Annotated in this window: 15 protein-coding genes; 8 read left to right on the top strand and 7 right to left on the bottom strand. The window is 64.0% G+C overall.

Annotated elements, in window-relative coordinates; genetic code table 11:
- The first annotated feature begins 32 nt into the window (after positions 1-32).
- The 3 genes from B3611_RS07380 (at position 33) to B3611_RS07370 (ending at position 4,522) form a co-directional block, all read left to right on the top strand.
- Positions 33-1,919 carry a DNA/RNA helicase domain-containing protein gene (locus B3611_RS07380; protein WP_291314438.1) on the top strand — a complete coding sequence of 629 codons (1,887 nt, stop codon included), beginning with the start codon at positions 33-35 and terminating at the stop codon, positions 1,917-1,919.
- Between the two features lie 71 nt (positions 1,920-1,990).
- Positions 1,991-2,905 carry a restriction endonuclease gene (locus tag B3611_RS07375; protein WP_291314437.1) on the top strand — a complete coding sequence of 305 codons (915 nt, stop codon included), beginning with the start codon at positions 1,991-1,993 and terminating at the stop codon, positions 2,903-2,905.
- Positions 2,906-3,298: 393 nt separating this feature from the next.
- Positions 3,299-4,522, top strand: coding sequence for an amidohydrolase (locus B3611_RS07370; RefSeq protein ID WP_291314436.1), 1,224 nt, complete (start codon positions 3,299-3,301; stop codon positions 4,520-4,522).
- Between the two features lie 68 nt (positions 4,523-4,590).
- Here B3611_RS07370 and B3611_RS07365 read toward each other — a convergent pair whose 3' ends face one another.
- Positions 4,591-6,357, bottom strand: a complete 1,767-nt coding sequence (locus tag B3611_RS07365) for an ATP-binding protein (protein ID WP_291314435.1) — start codon at positions 6,355-6,357, stop codon at positions 4,591-4,593.
- A 229-nt stretch (positions 6,358-6,586) separates the two neighbouring features.
- Entirely contained in the window at positions 6,587-7,999 is a 1,413-nt protein-coding gene (dcuC, locus tag B3611_RS07360; protein ID WP_291314434.1) for a C4-dicarboxylate transporter DcuC, read from the bottom strand.
- 80 nt (positions 8,000-8,079) lie between these two features.
- Here dcuC and B3611_RS07355 point away from each other — a divergent pair, with 80 nt between their 5' ends.
- Positions 8,080-8,670 (top strand): sugar O-acetyltransferase, encoded by a 591-nt coding sequence (locus tag B3611_RS07355; protein WP_291314433.1) that lies wholly within the window; start codon positions 8,080-8,082, stop codon positions 8,668-8,670.
- Positions 8,671-8,675: 5 nt separating this feature from the next.
- On the opposite strand, the gene B3611_RS07350 is transcribed toward B3611_RS07355, so the two are convergent.
- Both B3611_RS07350 and B3611_RS07345 read right to left on the bottom strand, forming a co-directional pair.
- Positions 8,676-9,323 (bottom strand): lipocalin family protein, encoded by a 648-nt coding sequence (locus B3611_RS07350; RefSeq protein WP_291314432.1) that lies wholly within the window; start codon positions 9,321-9,323, stop codon positions 8,676-8,678.
- 127 nt (positions 9,324-9,450) lie between these two features.
- Positions 9,451-10,203, bottom strand: a complete 753-nt coding sequence (locus B3611_RS07345; RefSeq protein ID WP_291314431.1) for an amidohydrolase family protein — start codon at positions 10,201-10,203, stop codon at positions 9,451-9,453.
- A gap of 193 nt (positions 10,204-10,396) precedes the next feature.
- Here B3611_RS07345 and B3611_RS07340 point away from each other — a divergent pair, with 193 nt between their 5' ends.
- The gene (locus B3611_RS07340; protein WP_291314430.1) at positions 10,397-10,591 is read left to right on the top strand and encodes a YegP family protein; all 195 of its coding nucleotides are present in this window, start codon (positions 10,397-10,399) and stop codon (positions 10,589-10,591) included.
- A gap of 40 nt (positions 10,592-10,631) precedes the next feature.
- Here B3611_RS07340 and B3611_RS07335 read toward each other — a convergent pair whose 3' ends face one another.
- Complete coding sequence (locus B3611_RS07335) at positions 10,632-12,086, bottom strand: PucR family transcriptional regulator (protein ID WP_291314429.1); 1,455 nt, start codon at positions 12,084-12,086, stop codon at positions 10,632-10,634.
- Positions 12,087-12,204: 118 nt separating this feature from the next.
- Here B3611_RS07335 and gabT point away from each other — a divergent pair, with 118 nt between their 5' ends.
- The 3 genes from gabT to B3611_RS07320 are packed head-to-tail and all read left to right on the top strand — an operon-like array spanning position 12,205 to position 16,244.
- Positions 12,205-13,518, top strand: coding sequence for a 4-aminobutyrate--2-oxoglutarate transaminase (gabT, locus tag B3611_RS07330; protein ID WP_291314428.1), 1,314 nt, complete (start codon positions 12,205-12,207; stop codon positions 13,516-13,518).
- A complete protein-coding gene (locus tag B3611_RS07325) occupies positions 13,519-14,952 on the top strand; it encodes an NAD-dependent succinate-semialdehyde dehydrogenase (RefSeq protein WP_291314427.1) in 1,434 nt (477 codons plus the stop codon).
- Between the two features lie 35 nt (positions 14,953-14,987).
- The gene (locus B3611_RS07320) at positions 14,988-16,244 is read left to right on the top strand and encodes an aromatic amino acid transport family protein (RefSeq protein WP_291314426.1); all 1,257 of its coding nucleotides are present in this window, start codon (positions 14,988-14,990) and stop codon (positions 16,242-16,244) included.
- Between the two features lie 82 nt (positions 16,245-16,326).
- Here B3611_RS07320 and B3611_RS07315 read toward each other — a convergent pair whose 3' ends face one another.
- Entirely contained in the window at positions 16,327-17,700 is a 1,374-nt protein-coding gene (locus B3611_RS07315; RefSeq protein WP_291314425.1) for an NAD-dependent succinate-semialdehyde dehydrogenase, read from the bottom strand.
- A 64-nt stretch (positions 17,701-17,764) separates the two neighbouring features.
- The gene (locus B3611_RS07310; RefSeq protein ID WP_291314424.1) at positions 17,765-19,360 is read right to left on the bottom strand and encodes an APC family permease; all 1,596 of its coding nucleotides are present in this window, start codon (positions 19,358-19,360) and stop codon (positions 17,765-17,767) included.
- Positions 19,361-19,397: the final 37 nt, after the last annotated feature.

The raw sequence follows: 19,397 nt of genomic DNA, 5'->3' as shown, positions 1-19,397 counted from the left end.
TTCGGGCCCAACGGACTTCCGCCTCCAAGGACATGTCCTCACCCCGCACCGAGCAGATTGCGAATTGCGAAATGAGTGACTTTCCTCAGCCCATAGTCAGGCGCGTTTCCTACGGACCCGAATTCATGGGGGAGCTACTTGAAGAACGATCAACCCCCGAAGAGAAAGAGGCCCTTGTAACGCAGCTTCTGCAGTACCCCACCGTCTACGTCATTCGCAGCAAGCGTCTACTCAAGTACGGGCAGCGCTACAGGGTCTACGTGGGTGAAACGAATGACATCCGGAAACGCACCCGGCAGCACCTCACCCAAGATCCCGTGAATCGCGAGGACTGGGCTGAGTTCCTCCAGCATGACGACGTTGAGATGTACGTCATTGGGCACGAGTACTTCAACAAATCCCTGACATTAGATATCGAAAACCGCTTCTTGCACTACTTAGAATCTTGCAAATCCGTGGAGCGGCGCAATAATCGCCGTACGAATGAGCAGCGCAGCTATTACACGGTGGAGCATCTAGACCCGCTTTTCGACGCGGTGTGGAAGCAACTCCATGAGGAAGAACCCGAGCTCTTCGAACCCCAAGAAGAGATCGTGTCGTCTGCAATTTATAAGGCATCGCCTTTTCAGAAACTCAACGAGCAACAGCTAGAGGCCCAGAACAACATTTTTGCCGCTATTGATGCCGCCCTAGCTGATCCCGAGGGTGGCCATCGGCTCATTCTCGTCTCGGGGGAGGCAGGTTCTGGAAAGACGGTCCTGATAAGCAGCATCTTCAACGGAATCATGATGGGTGTTGAAGAAGAGGACGAACGATTCCGCTACCTTATTGCAGACCCCGACAACCGGGGCACCGGTATTGACGGATACCTGGTCTCCGGGCACAAAAATGAGGGTGGTCAGCTGAAGGTATACGAGGAAATCGTGCGAAAGTCCGGAATGCCCTCATCACGTAAAGGAGAACGAAGAAGCAGGGTATACAGCCCGACGTCTTTCGTGAATCAATTTTCCGAAGATGATCCCGCAGACGTGGTCCTCATCGATGAGGCCCACCTCCTTCTAACTCAGCGATCCCAGGGCTACACGGAAAATATTCCTCAAATCGAGGCGATTCTGAACCGAGCGAAGATTGTGATTGCGGTATTCGACCCAAAGCAGACATTGGAAACGCCCCAGCACTGGGAAACCCCAATTGAAGAATACTTCGCCGATCGACTGGCTCAACCCCCGATCCCCCTCACTAACCAGATGCGCCTGCAGGCAGACGAGGACACCTTGTCGTGGATCCGCTCCGTGATCGACGAGGGAGTGATTCGACCGATTCATCGGGACCGGCGAGGATATGATCTCAAGATCTTCGACAACCCGCGCACCCTCGAAGATGCGATTCGCGAAAAGGATTCTGCAGTCGAAAACAGCCTCTCACGGCTCTTGGCGACATACGACTGGGCTTACAGCGCGCAAAAACAGAATGAAGGTGAGTCCGATGGGCGGTGGTACGTGGACTTCATGTACGCAGGCCAGCCGTTCAAACGTCTTTGGAATCTCCAAGTGCAGGAAAAGGACCGGGAACGACGTCTCGCGTACTCGAAGGCCTGGTCCGAGAGGCCGATCACCATCGATGAGGTGGGTTCGACCTATACGATCCAGGGCTTCGATTTGAATTATGCCGGTGTCATACTGGGCCCCTCCGTTACTTACAGGGACGGGCGAATCGCAATTGACCCCTCCAAATCAGCCCACGGAAAAGCGCGCCAGCGCCGCACGCTCGCGGACGGCAGCAAAGCATCTTTCGGTGAGCAGCTCATTAATAACGAGTTAAATGTTCTTCTCACTCGAGGTACTAAGGGTTTGTATATTTACGCGGTTGATCACGAGCTGAGGAAAGCTCTGTTGGATGCGCAGGAGCATGCGATGTGAATACGCTTTAGGTTAAAGCGAAGCGAGTTTTTCCGATAAGCAAGTTTCTCCGATATGAAAAGGCGGTTGCCGTGGCAGTACCAACGTGGGACAAATACCTGATCCCCTCCCTGCAGGTCCTTTCGGATGGGCAGGTGCACAGGCGCAGGGACGTTGCCATTGGAGCGGCCGATCTCATGGGGATTTCGGAAGTGGACCGCCAAGAGTTGGTGCAATCCGGTGAACCCCGGTTCCTCAACAGAGCGCATTGGGCAATCACTCACCTGAGCAAAGCAGCCGCGGTCTCCTCTCCCGCACGCGGTCAATGGCAGATCACGGACGAAGGGCGTCGGCTCTTGGCGCAATACCCTCTGGGACTGAGCGAAAAAAATCTCCGGCGGGAAAGTGGCGATGAGTACGCTCACTTCATTCAGACGGACACTTCGCTGGTTCAGATGCAACCCGTCGTACCCACGGAGGAATCCGCGGCGCTGACCCCGCTCGAACAGGTGGAGGCGGGCCAGCAACGCAACGAGGAACTCGTCGCAGAGGACCTGCTCCAGCGCCTTCTCGAGCGGGAGCCCGCTTTTTTCGAACAGGCTGTCCTCGATTTGCTCATGGCCATGGGTTACGGGGGTTCGTTTGGCAGCGCTACCCGCACCCAGCTCTCCCGGGACGGGGGAATTGACGGTGTAATTGACCAGGACGCACTCGGGTTATCGCGCGTATATGTCCAAGCGAAGCGGTACGCCCCCGAAAACAAAATCAGCAGGCCGGACGTGCAGGGATTCGTGGGCGCCCTTCATGGTGCACAAGCTTCACAGGGAGTGTTCCTCACCACGAGTTCATTCAGTTCTGATGCCATCGGGTACGCCGAGAACGTTCCTACCCGGGTGGTCCTCATCGATGGCGCGCTCCTGACTCAGCTCATGATTCGTTACGGAGTGGGTGTGCAAGTGAAGCGCAACGTCCAGATAGTCGAGATCGACGAGGACTATTTCGAGTAGAAGGGCGGGTCGTGGGGTTAACGATTCGGCCGGGAGGCAGCACACCGTCGATCCGGCACCTTCAAAAGGTGGAACTGCCCGGCCAGGGAAGCGAACAATGGCTGAGTGGAAGCGATATCACATTCTAGGTTTTTTGTATCCGATCCAGCCGGATCCGTGCTTGGACGCCAACGGGTTGCACCACCGATGGCCAGTTCGGCTGAATTCTCCTCCTTCAGATCCCTTGGGGGACGTGGCAAATCAACGGCCAGGCAGAGGGTGACCTCTAATGCATCGCCCACAAGGACGACCTGGCGCAACGGGACTTCTCCCGGGCCCGGGAGGTATTCCAGCAGACCTAAACTGGTTTTACCGTGTTTCACGTGAAACTTCCCCCTGCAGAAGGCGGATTTCATGCCCCAAAACCCCGTCCTCGCCCACTACCCCACCGTCCAGCACGCGCAGGAGGAGCTGTATTACGACCTTCACCGCCACCCGGAGCTCAGCATGGATGAGGTGTGGACGCGGGGGGTGATCGTCGAGAAGCTTGCGCGCGCCGGGTTCGAGGTCCTCGAGATCGGCGGTGGCGTCGTGGGCACCCTCGACAACGGGGAGGGGCCGACGGTGATGCTGCGCGCGGATTTCGACGCGCTGCCGGTGAAGGAGGAGACGGGCCTGCCCTACGCCTCCACCGCCACAGCCACCGACGCGGACGGCAACACCATCCCGGTGATGCACGCCTGCGGCCACGACGTGCATGTGGCGTCGCTGGTGGCGATGGGCGAGATGATGCAGGCCAACTGCGACGCGTGGTCCGGCACCCTGCAGCTGCTGTTCCAGCCCGGGGAGGAGACCGCCGAGGGTGCGCGGGCGGTGGTGGACGCCGGCCTGGCGGAGAAGGTGCGGCGCCCCGACGTCGTGTTCGCGCAGCACGTGCTGTGCGGCACGGTACCGGCGGGCCACCTCGCGGTCGTGCCGGGGCCGTTCCTCTCCACGTCGGTGAATGTGGACATCACGCTCTACGGCAAGGGTTCGCACGGTTCCATGCCGCACCTGAGCGTCGACCCGGTTGTGCTGGCGGCGGCGGTAGTCGGGCGCCTGCAGACGATTGTGTCGCGCGAGCTCAGCCCGAACGAGTTCGGGGTGGTCACCGTGGGCACCATCCACGCCGGCACCCGGCCGAACGTGATCCCGGAGCAGGCGACCCTGGGCCTCAACGTGCGCGCCTACTCGGATGATGTGCGGGAGCAGATCCTCGCGGCCATCGAGAGGATTGTCCGGGGTGAAGCTGTAGCGGCCGGCAGTCCACGCGAGCCGGAGATCCGCACCTCTGCTCACTATCCGGTGACGGAGAACGACCCGGAGGTCGCTGCACGCGTCGCCGGGGCGTTCGCGGATGCGTTCGGAGAGGAGCGCGTCCACGAGGTGGAGCCGCTCACCGCCTCGGAGGACTTCCCCACGATTCCCCGCGCCTTCGGGGTGCCCTACTGCTACTGGGCCCTGGGAGGCTGCGCCGAGGGCGAGGAGGTGCCCAACCACAACCCCCGCTTCGCCCCCAACGTGCAGCCGACGCTGGAGGCCGGGGCGAAAGCGCTGGCCGCAGCGGCGCTGGCGTACCTAGCTCCACGTGATGCCTAACGGAGCGGAGTCCTCATTGCGATGTCGCTTCCGAAGAATAATTATCGGAATCGATATCAAATTAAATATCACATCAGTGAATACCTTTGGTCGTGCGCATTCCAATGTGGGTTTGTAAACTGAAGCAAATTCTCTTCGCGCATCTTTCGAATCGTGGGCGCAAGCTGGCCGGTGGTTAGGCCCGTGGCGTCAGCGATTTCAGCACGGGTCAATGGTTCTGGGGAACGCGTGAGCGTCGCAATCACTAGGTCAACCTTGGCTTCTGCGGAAACATACGGCCGTTTCCCGGTTCGCTTGACACCGTCATCGTTTTGTGCGGATGCATCCCGGCTCGTTAATAACTCATCCGGACGTGGCGAGGAGTGCCGTTTTGCCAGTGTGTAACCGGTCCCGCCCGCTTGACCCACCGCTGAAGCAAGCCCAAATTCGACGAGCTGCTGCAACTCTGCCCGGGCCTGGGTGGAATCCATGGGGAATTCGTCTCGGTAGGACCTGTTTGTGATGCTGGTCCCGCCACGCATTTTGATGAGTGCATGACGTTGTGCGGTCGACAGTTTCTCCTCCCCGGGGAGGGTGCGCAGCCAGTTGAGATCCGCGTCCGAGAGCATTGACGAGGCGGTGAGGATCGCATCGAAACTGATGACGTTGTCCCTGAAATACGGGGCGGGCAGAAAGGCGTCGTGAAGCGATTGCCGGATTGCGGGGATGCCCGTCGCGCTTGCTTCAATAACCCGATTTCCCCCAGCTGTGTGAATCGCGTTGCACATGTCGTAGAGCACGGGGTTCCGGGCCCGTGGTCCTGTGCGGCCCAGTTCTCGCTCGGTTAGCCCCCACAAGCCTCCGGGGTTAGTTACCACCAAGCGGTCTTCCTTTTTGATGAGTTGGACGTACATGCTCATGCTCGCAGCTGAAAGGTCGCGGTGCACGAGTGCGTTCGCCAGCGTCTCACGTACCGCGACGGCAGGGAGCTCGGGGGTGTCACGGCCTTGACCTCCAGAAAAGATGATGGTGGTATTTAGCTGCTTTTCTACCCACTGGAAGGACTGGTCGAGCAGGTCTGGTAACGGCCCCGCAAATTGAGAGGAATCCCGCAAACGGACCGAGGAAGGGTCGCCGCTGCGGGGGGTGACGCGAGCCTTGACCGCTAATGCCGGAAAAAACTCTTGGGGATGGATCCCCAATGCATAAACGGCGGCGAGTGTCGGGAAGCCCGAATCACCGTCAATGACGTTGGTGCGGATGAGCTGATCGTCGAAACTCTGCCTGGCGAGCCGAGGGGAAGATTTGGTCTGGAATTCGAGGTACTGGTGGAGAAGCCCCTCATCAAGGTCCCTCTCTACAGTGGCGCCCTCTACCGGTGTCCTCTCATGAAGTGGAGGCGTCCGCTGATTCACGAGAAGCTGCTCTTCATTCTCATCCAAGCGGTAGTCCCCGTCGGCAGCGCGGATATACGCTGGCCCGCCCCTCCCGACCCGGAACGGTCGTCGGTCACTCGGTTGAGGGGGAATGACACAAACGACAACCTTTTTCCCTTCGTAGCCCACTGTCTCCACCGCACCCAGCTGGAGGGGTGGGACGATCTTGTTCCGGGCCTTACCGGCCAGGGTGCCCTCAATCGTCTTGCTGTCGCTCACCCCAGTGATGTCAAAGGCCCCGTCGTTTTTTGCCACGCCGAGGAGGAGGACGCCGCCTTCGGGTGAGTTACCGAATGCTGACAGTGTTTCATCCAGCGAACTGGGAACGCCCCCGGAAGCGTCTTTGGCCTCGATGCCAGAAGTGTCGTTACCCACCTCGCGGAGCAATGTCACCAGCGAACCCACATCTACAGCAACCATGCGGCAATTATATATCTAAAGTGATATCAATTTCAGAATATATAACAGCAGCTCATTTGCGAAAGCGTGCCAAGGCCAAGAAGTATCACCTTTCTTCGCGATCCGAAAGCTATCTCGGATCTGAATGTTGGAGCACCAGTCGGGACCGCGGTATCGCACTGGGAGTCGCGAATCCGTTGCCACCGCGTACTCGGCCCAAGGTCACCCCGGAACCGGATCCCACCCTCCCCTAGATCAACAGGAACGCGCACAGCACCGACACCACCGCGGCGGCGGCCATGGGCACGACGGTGCGGCGCACGATCTCGATGGGGTTTACGTCCAGCGCGCCGGCGACGATGAGCACTGCCGCGTTGACGGGTGAGGCCTGCCGGATAGAGTTGGAGGTAGACCAGATGGCGGTAAGCATCTGGGGTGCATGGATGCTGGACTTCGCGGCCAGGCCCGGAACCATCTCGGAGAATGCGAAGTAGGGTGCGACTCCTGAGCCGGTCAGTAGTGCCATCAGGGCGGTGGCGAGGACGAAGATCAGCACAATAACCACGGCGGCACCTGAGAAGCCGTCGGCAAGTGACGTGAGACCGTCGATGACACCCATCTGGGTGATGCCCTCCACGAGGACCGCCGCGGCAACGATGAGCGCCACCACGCCGCCCGCCCCTTCACCGAGGCCGGTGAAGAAATGCTGGAGATCCTCGATCGCCGCGTTGAGGTCGCGGTGGCGGATGGCCTCGATGAACATCGTCACCATCAGCGACACCACGGTAACGGGAAGGATGTCCGCCTCGAAGCTGACCAGGCCAAGGCTCTTGAGCAGCGCTGAAATGATGATCAGCAGAAGCGGAAGAAGGGGCAGGAGCGCGTAATACCCGGGCAGGCCTTGGGCCCGCTCCACGGATTCCTGCACGCGGGGGTCGGGGCCAGCGGCTGCGGGGGTGTCGTTAAGCGGGCGTGCCTCCTCGCGCATCGCGTCTTTCTTGTCGCAGCGCCACTGCCACCACATGTGCACGAAGGCCGCGACGACGAGGGCGGGCACCGTCGCCTTGGCCACGTTGTGGAAGACAAATTCCGAGACGGGTATGTCCGCCAAGCTCGCTCCCTGGATCAGACCGGCCTCGAGCGGCGTGGGCACGATGGTCGAGGAGGTGGCCACGATCGCGCCCACCGTCCGGGGCGTCAGGCCCGCGGCGATGAGCGCTGGGACCAGGGTCGCAACAAGCAGTAGTGCGAGCGCGCTTGCCGAGGGCACCACCAGCGACAGCAGGGTCCCGATCACGAACCCCAGGGGAACCAGCCAGTAGGACCCGTTGAACCGTTGCAGGGGCCGCGACAGCACCACCACCGTCTTCGCGTCGGCACCGATGTGGCGCATGTAGGCGACGAAGCCGAACAGGACCATGATGGCCATGCCCGTGCCAGCGAAGCGTGACTTGAACAGGCTCTCCACCACCAGTAATTCGTCATAGAAGGCGTTGCCGCTGGGTTTGATGTCCAGGGTGGTGTGGTCGACGCGGCCCGTGGCGGCCGCGATCATGAGTAGAAGGACCCCAACGGCGAAGATTGCTGAGGCCGCATGGACGCGCTTGTAGATGAAGTAACCGACGGCGATAACCGCCAGGACAGAGATGCCTATGTACAACATAATCTCAGGTTATCGGGTTAGTCCGCGTCTCCCAGGGCTTTCGGGTGAGGTCTACCCGACACCTCCGCCATAATGGCCCCATGACGGACCCGAGCTACCAGACCTTCGAACGCATGACCTCTGGCAGGTGGTACATCCCCGGCCCCGGGCAGGACGTGCAGCGCGAGCAGTGCTGGGAGGTGCTCAACAGGATCAACAAACTGGCCGTCCTGGACTCGGATGAGCTGCTTTCCATTCTCGCGCCGGGCTCGTACGCCCCGGAGGTCTTCGGGCCCCTGTTCATCGAGTACGGGGTGAACACCAGCTTCGGGCCGGGGTGCTTCGTCAACACGGGCACCACCATCCTGGACACCGCCCCCGTCAGCATCGGCGCGAACACGCTGATCGGTCCGAACTGCCAGCTCATCACGGTCGGCCACCCCGTCAACGACGTGCAGATGCGCCGTGACCTCTGGGAAAAGGGCACCCCCATCACGATCGGCGATGACTGCTGGTTCGGCGCCGGTGTGCACGTGATGCCGGGGGTGACCATCGGCGACCGCTGCGTTGTGGCGGCCGGCGCGGTGGTGACCAAGGACATCCCCGACGACTCCCTGGTCATGGGTGTGCCCGGCAGGGTGGTGCGCACGCTGGGCGGCGGCGCGTCGGAGCGTGGGGAGATCGACTCCTAGTCCGGTTACTGGGTGCAGAGGGGTGCGATGTCCTGGCGGCCCCCGGCCATGGGCACGGTGAGGAACGCGCACGACCACCAGCCGCGGGACTCAACCACGCTGCGCACTTGCTTCCACTGCTCCGCGGTGAGGTCCGGGGTGCGGGAGAGCACGAAACCGGACAGGCGGTTGGGGTCACCCACGATGGCGAGGGAGTAGTCGTCCGCCAGGTAGGTCACGCGGTAGTTCGCGGGGCCGTTGGGGTCCTGGAAGGGCACCCCCGGGAAGGTGACGCGCAGGGAGGCGTCGGAAAGCGCCGTCGCCGTGCCCTCGATGGCGGATTTCTGGCCCAGGGGTGTACCGCAGGTGTTGCGCACGGAGACGGTAGTGGCGTCGATGACCCCGTACTCGGCGGTGGTGTCGCGCACGCACTGCAGCGTGTACGGCTGGGGCAGCGCCGCGACCTGGTACCACGTGCCGGCGTAGCGCTCCAGGTCCACCGGGATGGCGACCTCGGGGAGTTCTCCCCCGGGGGTTGAGGAACCACGCGGCACAAGCTGGGAGGATCCGCCGGCCAGGCGGCCACCGTCAAAGATGTCCTGGGCATGGGCGGCCGGGGGCGCGAGCGTGGCGACGGTGGCGAGGGTAGCCAGGGAAGTGATGGCGCGGTGCATGGTGGTCCTTCGGGTCGAGGGTTGTTGATACGGGCTCTACCTGAATGCTACGGGTGTAGATGTACTTTTGTTTTCCATTCCGAACAACACGAAAGGCTGGACAGGTGAACTTGAGCCTTCAGGTCACCTACCGCAGGTAAAACGTCTCCCCGTTGTCCCAGAACACCGCCGAGACCTCGTCGGGGGTCAGCGCCGCTTCGATCACATCGAAGTCCTCGTCGCGGAAGGGGCGGCGCGCGCGTGTCGACGGCAAGTCGGTGCCGACCATCAGGGCCGTCGGGTCGACATCCATGATCGCGCGGATGGCGCTGGCGGGGTCGAGCTCCACGCGGCCGAAGCCGGTTGCCTTGACCTTCACACCCTTCTCCACCAGGCGGAGGAGGTTCGGCAGGCCGTCCTCGTGCATGCCCAGGTGGTCGATGATCGCGGCCGGCAGCGCGGTGATGCGGCGGGAGAGCTCATCGTCGATTGTGCGGGCGTCGATGTAGAACTCGGTGCGCCAGCCCGCGAGGTCGTGGACGCGCCGGGCGAGACGCTCCAGGTCGTCCAGGTCGGCGGAGCCGCCGCGCGCGACGTTGAAGCGGACGGCGCGCACGTGGGCGTCGTCAAGCTCGCGAATACGGGCGTCGCTGGTGGCGGTCGGGATCTGCGTGACACCCACGTAGGTGGGGCCGAGGGCCCGCAGGGCCTCGACGAGGTAACCCTGGTCGAAGGCCTGGAAGGAGCCGGAGACCACCGCTCCCCCGGCGATGTTGAGCCCGCTGATGCGCTCGCGGTAATCGGCGGCGGTGAAGGGGTCCGGCATGAAGCCGTTGTTCTCCACGAGGGGGTGGGCCGGATCGATGATGTGCAGGTGAGAGTCGAAGATGCGCTGGCGCATGGGGCCTCCGGAGCGTGTGCGGGTGCGGGCTGGGGGCAAATGTAGGCGCGCGCGGGGGCGGGGCCCCTACCGTTCTTCCAGCAACTGTCCAACTTTTTGGCGGGAATTTCCTGGGGAAATATCTTTCTACCCGGCCCCGGTGCGGGCGTAGCGTGGACGTTTAACCGACTTCACCCCTACGTAAGGAGCCGACATGGCAGGCAAGTTTGAAGTGTACGAGGACAAGGCCGGCAAGTTCCGCTTCCGCCTCAAGGCGGGCAACGGCGAGGTTGTCGCTACCGGTGAGGCCTACGAGAGCAAGTCCGCGGCCGTGAAGGGCACCCAGGCTGTGCAGCGCGCGGCCGAGGAGGCCAAGCTGGTGGACCTCACCGCGGAGAAGTCCGCCTAGGTCTCGCGCGGGGGTTCGGGGGCCCTTGGGGGCAGGGCGCTCACGCCTCCGGTTTCACCAGGCTGGAAAAGAAGGTTTCGGCGAACGTTGCGGGGTCGGAGAGATCGATCTCGCAGATGTCCTGGATCCGCGCCATTCGGTTTCGGGCCGTGTGGCGGTGAATGCCCAGCGCCTCAGCCGTGTGCGTGAGCTGGCCTCCGTGGCGCACAAACACCGTGAGGGTGCGTGCGTAGTCCGTTCCGTGGAGCTCATCCTCCCGCCGCAGACGCCCGAACAGCTCCGTGTGGCGCGCGGCGAGCGCCGTCGCGACGGCCGGCTCAGCCAGCCACGGCACGTGGACGGCCTCCGGAAGTGAGTGCTCCCCCGGGGCGAGAAGGCCCGCCCGGGTCTTCAACGCCTCCACGTGGGGCGCGGTCAGGTCAGCCGCGGCCACGCACCTCCCCACGGCCACCCGGACGCGCCGCCCGGCGGAGCCGAACGCCCCCAGCACCTCGTCCACGGGCTGGTCGGCCCGGACGAGCAGGAGAAGCGTCGTGTGATCCACCGCCGCCGCGTAGAGGAAGTGGCCGTCCGCTTCCGCGGCCGCATCGAGTGCGGCGCGGGCCCGGTCCAGGGACCGGGGGTTGTCGGCGGCGATGACGATGGGCCGGGTGAATCCGTCCTCATCAGTCGGCGAGTCAAAGACTGCGGGGAGCAGCGCTGAATCCGCCCCGAGGCCGAGGCGGAGGGAGAGGGCGAAGGAATTCAGGTCGTTTCGGGCGGCCCTGAGCTCGGTCGGGCGGGCCAGCAGCATGTCGGCGAGGCCCGCGCAGTGCCGCACGAGCGAGCGTGTCTCCGCCGTCAGCGGATCCACCGAGTGGACCTCAATCACGTGATGCCTGCCGGCACGGTCGGACATTCTGTAGGAGGAGTAGTGCAGCCTCTCCCCCGCCTTCTCCCGCTCGACCGCCCTCGGTGAGCTGGCCTTGCCCACCACCGTGTCCTGGGCGGTGCTGATGCTCACCCGGGCCTCCAGGTGCTCCGCTGCGGCCTCAAGAAGCAGATCGAGGGAGCCCGCGGTCGCTGTGTGGGTGAGGTGCTCCTGGGCGTCGAAAAGCTTCTGCTGTTCCGCGTAGGCGCGCCTGCGTTGTTCCTGGTGCGCGGCGGTGACGATGGAGATGAAGGGGATGCGGCGGGGAACCTCGAAAAGCCCGATCCCCCGCCGGCGGGCCGTCTGCTCCACGATCGGCGGGACCGAGGAAAAGGTCAGCCCCGTGCCGAACCCGACTGCAACCGCCCCGGCATCCGCGAGGTGGTCGATGTAGCGTCCCAGCTCCGGTTCCCGGTCCCGGAAGGCGATGCCCACCGTGAGAACTAGCGCGTGTGGCTGGATGAACTCGGAGGCGTCCTCAAGCTCACTCGGCTGCACCACGGTAAACCCGGGGGCAGAGGGAGGGACGATCTGCCGCAGCGCCAGGGAGCGCTTGTTCAGCAGCCACCCGAAATTCAACTCCACCCGACTCGCCCCCATGTACAAACACGACCAAAACTATCGCCCTAGCGTACATGGCCCTGGACACACCCCGGGTTTCATACTGTGGCGGACACATCGCCCACCGTTGAAGGAGCAGAACATGAAGGACCTCGAGTATCACCTCCCCCAGGAGCGCCGCCTGGCAAGTGAGGGTATGGGCGCCACCAGCTCGGCGATCGACCAGCGCCGTCAGAACGCCGTCGCCCGAGCGCTCGCGCCGGGCCTGCCGGGTTACGTCGTGGCGGCTGACGGCGGCGTGCTCGTCGACGCCGACGGGAACTCCTACATCGACTTCGCGTCCGGCATTGCCGTGACCTCGGTGGGTGCCTCCAACCCGCGCGTGGCGCAGGCGGTTGCCGAGGCAGCCGCGAACTTCACCCACACCAGCTTCATGGTCTCCCCCTACGAGTCCTACGTTGCCGTGTGCGAGAAGCTCAACGAGCTCACCCCGGGCGACCACGAGAAGAAATCCGCTCTGTTCAACTCCGGTGCCGAGGCGGTGGAGAACGCCGTGAAGGTCGCCCGCTCCTACACCGGGAAACCCGCCGTGGCGGTCTTCGACCGCAGCTACCACGGCCGCACCAACCTCACCATGGCGATGACGGCGAAGAACAAGCCCTACAAGACCAAGTTCGGCCCCTTCGCCTCGGACATCTACCACGTGCCCGGCTCCTACCCGCTGCGCGACGGCCTGTCCGGCCAGGAGGCCGCGGAGCGCTCGATCAAGGTCCTGGAGCAGCAGGTGGGTGCGGAAAACCTCGCCTGCGTGGTCATCGAGCCGATTCAGGGCGAGGGTGGTTTCATCGTCCCCGCCGACGGGTTCCTCCCCGCAATCGCGAAGTGGTGCCGCGACAACGACGTCGTTTTCGTCGCCGACGAAATCCAGGCGGGCTTCTGCCGCACCGGTGAGTGGTTCTCGGTGAACCACGAGGGTGTCGTCCCCGACGTTGTCACCACCGCCAAGGGGATCGCCGGTGGTATGCCGCTGTCCGCCGTCACCGGCCGGGCCGAAATCATGGACGCCCCCATCGCCGGCGCCCTCGGCGGCACCTACGGCGGCAACCCGGTCGCCTGTGCCGCCTCGCTCGCCGCCATCGAAGAGATGCAGGCCCACGATCTGCCTGGCCGGGCCCGGGAGATCGAGGGCATCGTCCGCAGCCACCTCGAACCCCTCCTCGAGCTCGAGGGCGTGCGGGAGGTTCGCGGCCGCGGCGCGATGGTCGCCGTCGAGCTTGCAGATGCCGCCGTGACCGCCGACGTCGCCGCCGCCTGCAAGGCGCAGGGCGTGCTCATACTCACCTGCGGCATGGACGGCAACGTCATCCGCCTTCTCCCCTCGCTGGTCATCCCCGAGAACCTCCTCGTCGAGGGGCTGGAGATCCTCACCGGCGCCATCAAGGAGAAGCTCGCCTAAATGATCCTTTCCGACACCCTCCCCTCCGATATCCCAGCGTCCGACGGGGGCCCGCTTTTCGACGTTCTCGATCCCGCCACGGAGGAAACCATCGCCCGGGTGCGGGACACGGGAGAGGCGGAATGGCTCGATGCCCTGGGCCGTGCGGTCGCCGCGCAGGAAGAGTGGGCCCGCTTCACCCACCGCGAGCGTGCGGAGGTGCTGCGCGCGGTGTTCGAGGCCGTGACCGCCCGCTCCGACGACTTCGCCCGCACCATGACCCTCGAGATGGGCAAGCCCCTCGCCGAAGCGCGGGGTGAGGTCGTTTACGGTGCCGAGTACTTCCGCTGGTTCGCGGAGGAGGCTGTCCGCCTGCCCGGCCGGGTGTCCTCCTCCCCGTCGGGTGCGGGTGACATTCTGGTCACGCGCACCCCTGTGGGGCCCGTTCTGGCCGTTACCCCGTGGAACTTCCCCCTGGCCATGGCCACACGCAAGATCGCGCCGGCCATGGCCGCGGGGTGCCCCGTTCTGGTCAAGCCCGCGGAGGAAACGCCGCTGACCATGCTCCTCTTGGGCAAGATCATCGCCGATGTCCTCGACAGGGTGGGGGCACCGCGCGACCTGGTGCAGATCCTGCCCACCACCGACGCGGCCGGGTTGTCGACCGTGCTCATGGCGGACCCCAGGCTGCGCAAGATCACCTTTACGGGTTCGACGGACGTCGGGAAGCTTCTCGTGCGCCAGTCGGCAAACAACCTCCTGCGCACCTCCATGGAGCTGGGCGGCAATGCCCCGTTCGTCGTGGACGCGGATGCGGACCTCGACCTCGTGCTCGCTTGCGCGATGCAGGCGAAGATGCGCAACAGTGGGGAGGCGTGCATCGCCGCGAACCGTTTCCTGGTGCATGAGGCGCTTGCGGGGGAATTCACCCGCCGCTTGGCGGACGCGATGTCCGCCGTGCGAATGGGGCACGGCCTTGACGAGGGTACAACCCTCGGTCCCGTCATCACCGCCCGGCAGCGCGACCGGATTGCCCAGCTGGTGGACGAGGCGCGCGACGGCGGGGCAAAAGTGCTCACCGGCGGGTGCGTTCCCGAGGGCGCGGGGTACTTCTACCCCGCCACGGTTCTGGCCGATGTCCCTGCGGGTGCGCGGATCCTGCATGAGGAGATCTTCGGCCCCGTCGCCACCGTCACCACGTTCGCGGACCTTGACGAGGGCATCGCGATGGCGAACGACACCGAATTCGGCCTCGCAGCCTACGGATTCAGCGAGAACGTCCATACCTGCCGGCGATTCGCACGCGAGCTAACGGCCGGCATGGTGGGTATCAACCGTGGGGTGATCTCGGATGCCGCCGCGCCCTTCGGCGGCGTGAAACAGTCCGGGTTCGGCCGCGAGGGCGGAAGCGAAGGAATCGAGGAGTACCTCGACGTGCGCTACGTGGCGCTGTAGTTGATTCACGGACACACGGAAAAGGACGGTTCACCATGACCACAATCCATGACCGCGCCGCGACTGTGCCGCCCGCCTCGGGCGGCGGGGACGGAGCGAACAGCGGGGACACGGAGGGTAGCATCACCCCGCTTCAGGGCGTCGCGCTCATCTTCGGCACCAACATCGGGGCCGGGATCCTGAGCTTGCCCTATGCGGGCCGCAACGGCGGGTTCCTCGCCCTTCTTCTCGCCCTCATCATCGCGGGGGTCCTCACGACCATCTCGATGCTCTACGTGGCCGAGGTGTCACTGCGCACCAGGCGGCCCCTCCAGCTGTCCGGCCTGGCCGAGCAGTACCTGGGCAACTGGGGCAGGTGGGCCGTCTTCGCGGCCATCATGGTCAACGGCACCGGGGCCCTGATCGCCTACGCGGCGGGGTCGGGGCAGCTGCTGAACAATCTGGTGGGTCTCCCGCCCATGGTGGGAACGCTGGTTTTCTTCGCCCTCGGAACCTTCATCATGTACAAGGGCCTGGAGGCCACGGGTATCTCCGAAATGCTCATCACTGCCGCGATGGCCGCGATCATCCTCATCCTGTGCGGGTGGACGTTTGTCGGCCCGGGCATCTCGCTGAGCAATATTTGGGTTCTCAACCCGTACTTCATCATCCCGATCATGAACCTGGCGGTGTTTACGTTCATGGCGCAGTACGTGGTTCCCGAGCTCGCCCGAGGGATGGAGCGCGAACACACCGCCGCCATCTCCAAGTCCATCATCGCGGGCATGGCCATCACAGGTTTCACCCTGGCGCTCGTTCCGTTCGCCGCCCTGGGCCTGCTCGGTGAAAACGTTTCCGAGGTGGTCACTATCTCGTGGGGCGAGGAGCTCGGCAGCGCGGCCTACTACATGGCGAACATCTTCGCCCTCCTGGCCATGTTCACCTCATTCATGGCTATCGGGTACACAACGATGCGCAACGTACTGGACATCTGCCACTGGCCCCAGCACGGATGGCAACGGGGTGTCGCCGTCGCCATCACGGTGCTCATTCCGCTCGCCATTTCCTTCGCCGGCCTCGGCGGCTTCGTCTCGGCGCTGAGCTACGCGGGCGGCATCGCGGGCGTGATCATGTCCATCGTTCCCGTCCTCCTGCTCAATATCTCCCGCAAGCGGGGCGAGCGCGAACCGGCGTGGACCGTGGGCTGGACGTCGCACCCCGTGGTGCAGTGGCTCATCATCATCGCCTACGGTCTGGCGGGCCTCTACTCCGTGGGCACGATCCTCGGCATCGTGCCCGCCGGGTGGCAGTAAACACCCGCTCCCCCGACGGAGAAACTCCCCCTCACCCGGTTATTGGGCGAGGGGGAGTTTGTTTATCCGGGCTGTTTTCCGGTTACTTAGCCACGTAGTAAAGCTGCTTGTTCACGAACTCGTCCATGCCCAGGGGGCCAAGCTCGCGACCGTAACCGGAACGCTTCACGCCACCGAAGGGTAGCTCGGCACCCTCCCCCGCCGGGGTGTTCACGTTGGCCATACCCACCTGGAGCTTGTCCGCGACGGCCCGCGCACGCGCCTCGTCCTGCGCGAACACGGCGCCGCCGAGCCCGTAGCGCGAGTCGTTCGCCAGCTCGGCGGCCTCCTCGTCGTTGCTGACGCGGTACACCTCTGCGACCGGGCCGAAGAATTCCTGGTAGAAGGATTCGCTGCCGCGCGGGATGTCGGTGATCACAGCCGGGGAAATGTACGCACCCTTGTCGGCGAGCTCCCCGCCGACGCGGAGGTTGGCCCCGGCGGCGACGGCGTCGTCGAGCTGCGAGCGGAGGTTCTCCGCAGCGCTGCGCGAGGACAGCGGGCAGTAGGTTCCCTCCGAGTACGCGTCCCACGTGGTCGGCTTCATGCCCTCCGCCAGCTTCACGAGCTCCGCGACGAACTCGTCGTAGATGTCATCCATGACGATCAGGCGCTTGTTCGAGTTGCACGCCTGGCCGGTGTTGACCATCCGCACGTCCCACGCCTGCTTCGCCGCAGCGGCGACATCGTCGGTATCGAGCACGATGTACGGGTCCGTGCCACCGAGCTCGAGAACCGCCTTTTTGAGGTGGGTGCCCGCCTGCGCCGCGATGGCGGACCCGGCGCGCTCGGAGCCCGTCAGCGACACGCCCTGGATGCGCTCATCCGCAATGATATCCGCGATCTGGTCGTGTCCCGCGAAAACGTTGTTGTAGACACCCTCGGGAATACCGGCTTCGAGCACGAGCTTTTCGACGGCCAGCGCACTGCGCGGGCAGATTTCCGCGTGCTTGAGGATGATCGTGTTGCCCAGCATCAGGTTCGGCCCGATAAAGCGCGCGACCTGATAGTAGGGAAAGTTCCACGGCATGATCCCCACCAGCGGCCCGATGGGCTTGCGACGGATCACGGCTTCACCATCGGGGGTGGAGATCGGCTGGTCCTTGGCAAATTCGGTGCCGTTGTCCGCGTAGTACTGGATGATGTCAGCGGAGAACTCAGCCTCCTCGATCATCTCGCGGAGGGGCTTGCCCATCTCGAGGCAGGAGGTCTTCGCCAGCTCCTCCTTGTTGTCCCGAAAGAGCTGGGCGAGGCGGTTGAGGGCTTGGCCCCGTTCCTCGAGGGAACGCGAGGACCACTCGTCGAAAGCCGAGACGGCCTTGGCGATGACCCCCTGGATGTCCTGGTCCGAGTCCTGCTCGAACGTTTCCACGACCTCGTCGGTCGCGGGGTTTTGAACGCGGTACTCAAGAGACATTGTGTTTCTCCTTTGCGGTTTGGTTCTGATTCGATGCTACGTCCCCGGGATGAGGGCGGGGGTTCTAGTCGACGAGCGGGGTCTGGCGGTCGCGCGACGAGGTGTTGCGGGGCAGCGTCTCGCCGCGGAAGAACTCCGGGTGGGCGACGCGGGTGAACATCATGAGAGCGAGGCCCAGGCCGAGGATGCCCATACCCAGCACGAAGACAGAGCCCACGCCGAGGATGGAGGAGCCGGAACCGTAGCTCGGATCGAGTGAATCGATGGCCGTGACAGCAAACATCGCGAGTAGGAACCCGCCGCCCAGGGCGGGGCAGACGAAGCGGAAGAGAATGTTGCGTGCGCTCGAGAAGAGGTCGTCACGGAAATACCAGATGCAGGCCACCGCGGTGATCCCGTAGTAGAAGCAGATCATCAGACCCAGCGCGGTGATTGTGTCCCACAACGCGTTTTCCGAGACGAGGCGGGTAACGGTGTAAAACGCCCCCGCTGCGATCGCGGAGGCGATCGTGGCCGTGCTCGGAGTGAGGTAGCGCGGGGAGATCTTCGCGAAGGCCGGTGGCAGCGCCCTGTAGTGGCCCATCGCGAGGAGGGTGCGCGCCGGGCCGACCATCGTCGACTGCAGGGAGGCGAAGGAGCTGGCCAGCACGGCAAAGTAGATGAGGAAGGCAAACGGCCCCAGCACCGGGTAGGACAGAGCGGCGAAAATCGACTCCTGGTTGTCCGGGTTGCCCGCCCCGAGCCCGGTGTCACCCGTGCCCGCCCATACGACGATGGAGACGGCCGTAAGGATGTAGAGGGCAATGATGATGAGAACCGTGATCGTGGCGGCGCGGCCCGGAGTGCGCTCGGGGTCAGTCGTCTCCTCGTTCATGGTCAGGGTGACGTCCCATCCCCAGAACATGAAGATGGAGAGCGAGATGCCCGCGGCGACCAATGAGAAGCTGCCCACCCCAAAGGGGTTGAACCAGCTGAACGAGAACGGGGTGAAATCAAAGCCCTGGCCGTTGTAGGCCCGGTGGAGGGCCACCGCGTCGAAGACGACCACGGCGACGATCTGCAGCGTCACCAGGACGTACTGCAGGTTTTTGGTGGAATCCATGCCGCGGAACGCGATCCACGCCGCGATCGCGAGGAACACGATCGTGGTGGGAATGTTGATCCACAGGTTCGAAGTCCAGTCCGCGATATCCGGGCGCCGGAGAATCTGCGCCAGCAGCAGGTAGAAGAAATCCACCGCCACCGCCGCAAGGTTGGACAGGACGAGGATGGTCGCGGTGATCAGACCCCAACCCCCCATCCATCCCACGTAGGGCCCGAAGGCCTTGGTGGCCCAGGTGAAGCTCGTGCCGGAGTCGGGCACCGCGTTGTTGAGCTCCCGGTAGGCGAAGGCAACCAAAAGCATTGGGATGAATCCCAGGATGAGGATGGCGGGCACGTGCTGCCCCACCGCGGAGATGGTGGGGCCGAGCCCCGAGGTCAGGGTGTACGTGGGGGCAATGCAGCTGACCCCGATGACGACGGCCCCGATGAGGCCGACGCTTCCTGCCTGCAGGCCCTTGGACGCCGAGATGCCGGCGGTGACGCCCTCGACCGGGGCGGTGTGTTCACCGAGTGTCGGATCCCCGCCTGTCGCGGGGTGCGTAGCGGAACTGCTCATGAGCGTTTCACCTCCTGTGGGGTGATGTAGTCGGCCG

It is taken from the genome of Corynebacterium sp. UBA2622 (assembly GCF_002339505.1).
In the GTDB taxonomy this organism is placed as follows: domain Bacteria; phylum Actinomycetota; class Actinomycetes; order Mycobacteriales; family Mycobacteriaceae; genus Corynebacterium.
This window is presented reverse-complemented; position numbering and strand designations above follow the sequence as displayed.

What these genes read in the sequence shown, in the direction of transcription:
- B3611_RS07380 (WP_291314438.1), top strand. Translation starts at nt 33, where the DNA reads ATGTCCTCACCCCGCACCGAGCAGATTGCGAATTGCGAAATGAGTGAC.
- B3611_RS07370 (WP_291314436.1), top strand. Translation starts at nt 3,299, where the DNA reads ATGCCCCAAAACCCCGTCCTCGCCCACTACCCCACCGTCCAGCACGCG.
- B3611_RS07365 (WP_291314435.1), bottom strand. Translation starts at nt 6,357, where the DNA reads ATGGTTGCTGTAGATGTGGGTTCGCTGGTGACATTGCTCCGCGAGGTG.
- dcuC (WP_291314434.1), bottom strand. Translation starts at nt 7,999, where the DNA reads ATGTTGTACATAGGCATCTCTGTCCTGGCGGTTATCGCCGTCGGTTAC.
- B3611_RS07355 (WP_291314433.1), top strand. Translation starts at nt 8,080, where the DNA reads ATGACGGACCCGAGCTACCAGACCTTCGAACGCATGACCTCTGGCAGG.
- B3611_RS07350 (WP_291314432.1), bottom strand. Translation starts at nt 9,323, where the DNA reads ATGCACCGCGCCATCACTTCCCTGGCTACCCTCGCCACCGTCGCCACG.
- B3611_RS07345 (WP_291314431.1), bottom strand. Translation starts at nt 10,203, where the DNA reads ATGCGCCAGCGCATCTTCGACTCTCACCTGCACATCATCGATCCGGCC.
- B3611_RS07340 (WP_291314430.1), top strand. Translation starts at nt 10,397, where the DNA reads ATGGCAGGCAAGTTTGAAGTGTACGAGGACAAGGCCGGCAAGTTCCGC.
- gabT (WP_291314428.1), top strand. Translation starts at nt 12,205, where the DNA reads ATGAAGGACCTCGAGTATCACCTCCCCCAGGAGCGCCGCCTGGCAAGT.
- B3611_RS07325 (WP_291314427.1), top strand. Translation starts at nt 13,519, where the DNA reads ATGATCCTTTCCGACACCCTCCCCTCCGATATCCCAGCGTCCGACGGG.
- B3611_RS07320 (WP_291314426.1), top strand. Translation starts at nt 14,988, where the DNA reads ATGACCACAATCCATGACCGCGCCGCGACTGTGCCGCCCGCCTCGGGC.
- B3611_RS07315 (WP_291314425.1), bottom strand. Translation starts at nt 17,700, where the DNA reads ATGTCTCTTGAGTACCGCGTTCAAAACCCCGCGACCGACGAGGTCGTG.
- B3611_RS07310 (WP_291314424.1), bottom strand. Translation starts at nt 19,360, where the DNA reads ATGAGCAGTTCCGCTACGCACCCCGCGACAGGCGGGGATCCGACACTC.